The organism is Sporosarcina koreensis, from assembly GCF_001531445.1.
Taxonomy (GTDB): Bacteria; Bacillota; Bacilli; order Bacillales_A; family Planococcaceae; genus Sporosarcina; species Sporosarcina koreensis_C.
Genome location: NZ_LQYA01000092.1, coordinates 2562 through 8068, shown reverse-complemented (window position 1 = coordinate 8068; position 5507 = coordinate 2562). Strand labels below are relative to the sequence as shown.

The following is a 5507-nucleotide window of genomic DNA, read 5'->3' as shown; positions in this document are numbered from 1 at the left end:
AAAAAAAAACCGCCACTTTGGCGGTTTTTTGACTTGGTGTTTATTCTACGAAGCTGTATTTCACATAGTTCCTCCAGCCGAATGTTCTCCAGTCGCTTTTCGATGGAAGTTCGAGCGGCAGCGGCAGGAAAACATTCGATAGATTATTGGTTTCGTCAATATCGCGTTTGTCGATGGCGACATCACCGGTTTTCAAACCTTCTGTGATGACGGCGCGGTTGTTCGTCATGAATGGGACTGTGACGCCGGTTTTGGCGGCGCGACCCTCTTCGTCCAGCTTCCATACAACTGCGCTGTCCCCCACATATGATTCAAGCCATTGGACTTTCACTGAGACGGCATCCGCTTCATTCACGATAATTGATGCGTTGACGTTTGCGCCGAATGGCAAGGTGTACAGTTCTTCTGCCGGCATGATTGTAATTTCATACAGTTCAAGGGGGTTATCCCTTTCTTTCGGGTCGAGTTTGTCGTATGCTTCGCGCCACTTGCTATCAGTCGCTGGCACTTCTGATATGGAGTGGACCATACCTTCAATGGCCGTCTTCAAATGATTTTCCTGGATGCGGACGGGATCGCCGGCTCCAATTTTCTGCCATTCTTCGAGTTGTACGTAAGTCGTGACGAGCTTCATGTCGCTATAAATATCAGCGGCGAGTGTGAAGCCATGCTTGTCCACTTTTGAAACCGTTCCGTCAACCGGACTGATGAGCGCGGGACGGGTGGCATCTTGTGCGAGCTGTGTTTGAACGACGGCAAGTTCGCGGGCGATTTCCGACAGTTCGCGCTCGGCTTCCGCAATTGCTTGGGCGAATGCGCCGTCTTGGTGGACGTCGACTTGGACGTCGACAGTCAATTCGACTTCTTTGTCGCCTGGTGTTTCTGTCGTGTTCACATGGGATGCGTTATTCTGGGCGCTTCTCCGCTCTGATTCAAGGCTTGAAATTGTGGACTCGATCGAATCCTGTTGTTCTAGGAGGCCTTCCTCTTCCGCCTCCCATGCCGCGAGTTGGCTCTCTGCGCGTTCAGTTTGCAGCAACGCGATTTCATCCCCGACCTGAACTGGATCGCCTTCCTCGACGAGCCATTTGTCGATGGTTTCATCGTCGCCGACGTACACTGTGTAAATGTCTTCAGGCGTGATGAGCCCCTCCTTCGGGATTTCCTCTTCATGATGTCCAGGAGTCATGCGCTCGTACTGGTGGACATACAATGATTTTGGAACCGTGCTTTTTTTTGAAAAAAGCAGGTGGACATTCACCGCGATGAAGAGGCTGACGATGACGGCGACGGTGATGCTTACTCGTTTATTCATCTAAAAGCCACCTCCGAACAGTGAATTGAGGATGGAATCGAACGGAATGTAAGCGACAGCCGCAGTGATGAGGGCCATCGCAACATGCAAGCCGATCAATATCCAAAGATGCTCTTTCCATCTGCCATCCACGACGAATCCCCGGATGAACCGATATTGCAATGTGATGATCAGCGCACTGGTAACTGTCAATTGGTTCAAGAAGAGGATCAAGTACCAGTTCTCCATGACTGTGACAGCGAGCGGGCCAAATGATAGGAAAGAAAGGCTGACAGTTGCGCCCTTTGCTGCGAAGACGATGAAGAGAACTGCCTTTTCCATGAGCAGCACACCGGCGATAAGCACTTGCAGGGGGACCAGCTGCCGGTATGGAATTTTCGTCAATGTTGACAGGATCAATGCGATTCCGAAGACATGGAATGCTATGTATAGGACTGACCATAAAACCGTGCCCGCAAGTGATGCGTATCTTGCGATTATGTAATCTGTCGTCGTCATTGTCGTCATCAATGGCGTAAGTGCTTCCGTGCCCATTCCCCATGTTTCTCGAAGTGCGAACAGGGCGATGCCTGCCAGAAAAACGATGAGGAGCCGTCTGTTGAAGTGTCGCATCGTTCCAGTTTGCAGCTGGGAGGCTAGCTCATAGGGCCTCGTTAGAAAGTGCCAAAATCGGTAATCGAAAAACAATCGCGACAATCCTTTCCGCGGGTATTTTTGATGCTGTATACATAACTGTATCAAATCTCGCGAATTTTTCAATTTTTAGTAGGCAATACCTGTATGATTTTTTGAGATTTTGGCTAACCTAGTTAGAAACTTCATTTCCTAAAGTGCCTAATTTCCCGGGAAATCGACAAAGGAGCGGATATTGATGGATCAAGACGATAAGTATCGTTTTACTGTGCAGGATTTCTTGTTCGGATTGACCGGTTCCACTGTTTTCGTCATTGCTCTACATTTTTTTACGAGTTGATAGGATGCGTTGAAAGTCACAAAACGAGCATAACTTGTCTGAACTCAATCATAACTTAGGCGAACACGCGCATAACCCACCTAAACTCGAGCATAACTACATGACACTATGCTAAGTTAACAAGCAAGCTTTGTATACCCTTTCATTCTAGCAGCCCAAACCAATGTAAGGATAAAATTAAAACACTCATCGTTTGTCTGGAACGATAAGTGTTTTTTCATGATTTGTTTTTCAATTCTATTGCATTCCTTCCGTCAGTTGAGTGAATAAGGGGCGGTTGTTTGTTTCGAGTGCGTAGTCAATCATGCGCAGCCGGTTGTCGGATTCGATTTGTTCCATAAGCTTTTCCGCTTCCTGGACGACTTCTTCAGGCATTTCCAATTGCAAGTTCAATGTCCCCTCGAGGATTGATGATAGATGCAGATGGAGATCCGAGATGAGCAGCAGCTGGTAGAGCGGCAGCCGGATGAATCGGCTGCCCCGTTGGAATACGAAAACTTCGCCGAGGTTTTCGACTTGCAGGCTCTTTATATTGACGACGATCTCTTTTCCTTCAGAGGGGACAAATTGGTACACTTCACCGCCTTTGAGTATCGAGAAATACTGATAGGCGAACACGAGACGTAGACGAAAGTCCTCTTGGCTAGTGAAAAACGGCGTCATACGCTGGACTGAAAGCATGTGTATCCCTCCGTCATTGAATATTCCGATTATTATCATTCTATCATAGTTGACGATGTTTTGTGAATGATTTGTTTTCTATCCTATTCACTTACGTTTGGATTGATGATTCTTCTTATTGGTGCTCAATACAAATTGAGTCTGCACAGGTTCAAACGGAATTTTTCTTTTCAGCAGCTGATTGATAAACTTGCTTTCCTTGTCTTTGAAGATTGTCACTTCATCAGATTGATAATTGACGACGACCGCTTGGGAGTCGGGCTCGGGCGTCATGAACGTTTCCGCGGCAATGAACCCTCCGCCCTTGCCGTCTTCCACATAGATATGGTCGATCGACGAATAGTCTTCCAGCAATAGATAGCGTTTTTCATAAACTTTCGGAATATGTAAGAGTAAAGTTTCCAACTTGGTTCCCCCTCACCAATTTTACTGTGTGCTGTTTTCTATAGTATAAATGATATCATTTACGATTAGGGCTTAGAAGCCTTATAATAAAGGGAATGCTTAGTTTAGGGAGTGAGCCGATGCACATGTCAGTGGAACGAGTTTCTTATTTACATGAGCGTGAAATAGATGAATGCATGAACATGATCAAGCACACTTTCCGTCCCGGTATGCTGGAAGAGGCACAAGTCATCCGGAAAGCGGTATCGTTGGTCCGAAAAGGTGCCTTCCGCAGTTTCCGTTTTTCGCAGGATCATACCACCATCGAAGTGCTGCTGGATGACGGATTTGAGGAATTCGTCTCTCTTCCGCTGTCGATGACGGAAGGGTCTTGTTCTTGTGAGCAACGTGATTGGTGCGCCCACAAGATAGCGGTCGTCTTCCATCTGTACTCGCAATTCCATTCGTTGACGGAATGGCTGCATGATTGGCAGCAGCAGGAGGCGGAACAGATGGCGTTGACCGTTTCGGAACGGACTCCTGAAGCTTGGAATGACGTATTGTACAGGCTGACGAAGCCGCTTCGGGAAATCGGACCAAGTGACAATCCGAATGTGTTCATCCATGAAAGCTCGTTGATGGATCAGAAAGTGGTGCCCCTCTCCCCTTTCGAATGGGAATGGAAGCCGTTGTTTGAGCTGTTTTACCGGCTGCATCTATTGAATGCAGGCTGGTCGTTTTCGCAAGGGCATCTCGAGGAGGCGAATCATTTCACATACCGCCAATGGCAAGTGAAGATGTGGCTAAATGAACAGATCGAGAAATTGCGCGATATCGGTAAAGCGCTAGGCAAGAAACCGAGGCTGTTCGAGACGGATGCGTTTTACAAGGCGCTGAATATGCATGTCCGCGAGTTCACCTTGCGAAATGAAGGGCTTTTTGAAGTGCGTCTTGAAATCTATGCGATCATGTGGGAGTTCCTGTACAAAGATACGGCTGCCCAGAACAGAGAGCTCGCCCATCTTCTTGACGATGATTCGGTGGACGCGTCCTTTTTTGCCGCTTATTTCAATTTGACGAAGGGCGATGAAGAAGCGTTGGCAAAAATTGCGGAGCGAGCAGGCGGCGAGCTTGTTGGCCATTGGCTTCCGCTTGCGGATCTTGCTGCCCAGATGGAGGATGCCGGTTCCCTTGCCGTCATCATGGATACGATCTATCCCCATATCGGCCCGTTTTTTGAACAGATTCCGTTTGCAACCGACCGGTATCATTTCATCCGGAAGATCGATGGTCTACTGGAAGAGGCGGATTTTCCGGAAAGCCGCCGTGAAGAATTGTTCATGATCTACGGGGAGGACGGCGTCAGCGCGTTCGGCGATTTCCTCATCGAGCGCGAGCGGTTCGCCGAATGGGCGGCGCTCATGCACCGGTTCAATATTCCGTATGACGGGCTTGAGCCGGATACGTTGAAGTTCGTCCTCGCGAATGACCCAGCTTCGGTCATGCCGCTGCTCCATACGTATGCGATGCGGTTCATCCAGGAGAAGAACAGGCATAGCTACCGCCGTGCTGTTCGGTTGTTCAAAAACATGAAGGCGGGTGCGAAAAAGAGCGGCAAAGTCGATTTTTGGAACCGGTATATCGACACGGTTCGCGAGCAGTACAGACGGCTGCGTGCCTTGTCGGAAGAAATGGAAAAGGGGAATTTGAATTTATGATGAACATGGATACATTGAATCTCCTTTTCCAATTGGCGATCTTTAGGGATGAACAAGGGCGGTATGAAGTTACCGCGACGGATACTTCCGGTCGGGCAGTCCCTCCGGATAGGCTCTCTTCGTTTTTGTTCTTCAATAATGAGCAGGCGTTGTACGGTTTGTTGCCGGAGACGGATGATGAGGCCGTCTATTTGAATACGAATGAATTTCTCCAAGTGTTTGCGGGCAAGACGCATCCTTTCGCGTCGTTTGAAGGACGGACGACAAATGATGAGGCTCATTTATCGGCATTGCGGGAAGCTGCCCGTTTGTGGAATGAAACCGATTTCTGGCAGCATGCGGAGCTGGACGCAGGGACGATCCGATTCGACGAGGAGAAAATCGGGATTTCTGCCCTTTCTTCGATGATTTTGCATGATGCGATTCGCGAAAAAAT

The 5507-nt window shown here is 48.4% G+C and carries 6 protein-coding genes; 2 read left to right on the top strand and 4 right to left on the bottom strand.

The annotated features are described in order from the left end of the window. Positions 1–40: 40 nt before the first annotated feature. From AWV70_RS11340 to AWV70_RS11325, 4 genes are all read right to left on the bottom strand, one after another. Positions 41–1315 carry a hypothetical protein gene (locus tag AWV70_RS11340; protein ID WP_060207129.1) on the bottom strand — a complete coding sequence of 425 codons (1275 nt, stop codon included), beginning with the start codon at positions 1313–1315 and terminating at the stop codon, positions 41–43. Next, positions 1316–2002: a hypothetical protein gene (locus tag AWV70_RS11335; protein ID WP_060207127.1), complete on the bottom strand. Its 687-nt coding sequence runs from the start codon at positions 2000–2002 to the stop codon at positions 1316–1318. Positions 2003–2525: 523 nt separating this feature from the next. After that, the gene (locus AWV70_RS11330; protein WP_060207125.1) at positions 2526–2969 is read right to left on the bottom strand and encodes a hypothetical protein; all 444 of its coding nucleotides are present in this window, start codon (positions 2967–2969) and stop codon (positions 2526–2528) included. Positions 2970–3056: 87 nt separating this feature from the next. Beyond that, positions 3057–3374: a hypothetical protein gene (locus AWV70_RS11325; RefSeq protein WP_060207124.1), complete on the bottom strand. Its 318-nt coding sequence runs from the start codon at positions 3372–3374 to the stop codon at positions 3057–3059. Between the two features lie 119 nt (positions 3375–3493). Here AWV70_RS11325 and AWV70_RS11320 point away from each other — a divergent pair, with 119 nt between their 5' ends. Both AWV70_RS11320 and AWV70_RS24520 read left to right on the top strand, forming a co-directional pair. Next, on the top strand, positions 3494–5071 hold the full coding sequence (locus tag AWV70_RS11320) for a hypothetical protein (protein ID WP_060207122.1): 1578 nt from the start codon (positions 3494–3496) through the stop codon (positions 5069–5071). Next, positions 5068–5507, top strand: a 440-nt coding sequence (locus AWV70_RS24520; RefSeq protein ID WP_235588634.1) for a hypothetical protein, incomplete at its 3' end; no start/stop codon positions are given. The genes AWV70_RS11320 and AWV70_RS24520, both read left to right, overlap by 4 nt.

Bases quoted from the DNA above. Each gene is read 5' to 3' on its own strand.
- AWV70_RS11340 (WP_060207129.1), bottom strand. From the start codon at position 1,315: ATGAATAAACGAGTAAGCATCACCGTCGCCGTCATCGTCAGCCTCTTC.
- AWV70_RS11330 (WP_060207125.1), bottom strand. From the start codon at position 2,969: ATGCTTTCAGTCCAGCGTATGACGCCGTTTTTCACTAGCCAAGAGGAC.
- AWV70_RS11320 (WP_060207122.1), top strand. From the start codon at position 3,494: ATGCACATGTCAGTGGAACGAGTTTCTTATTTACATGAGCGTGAAATA.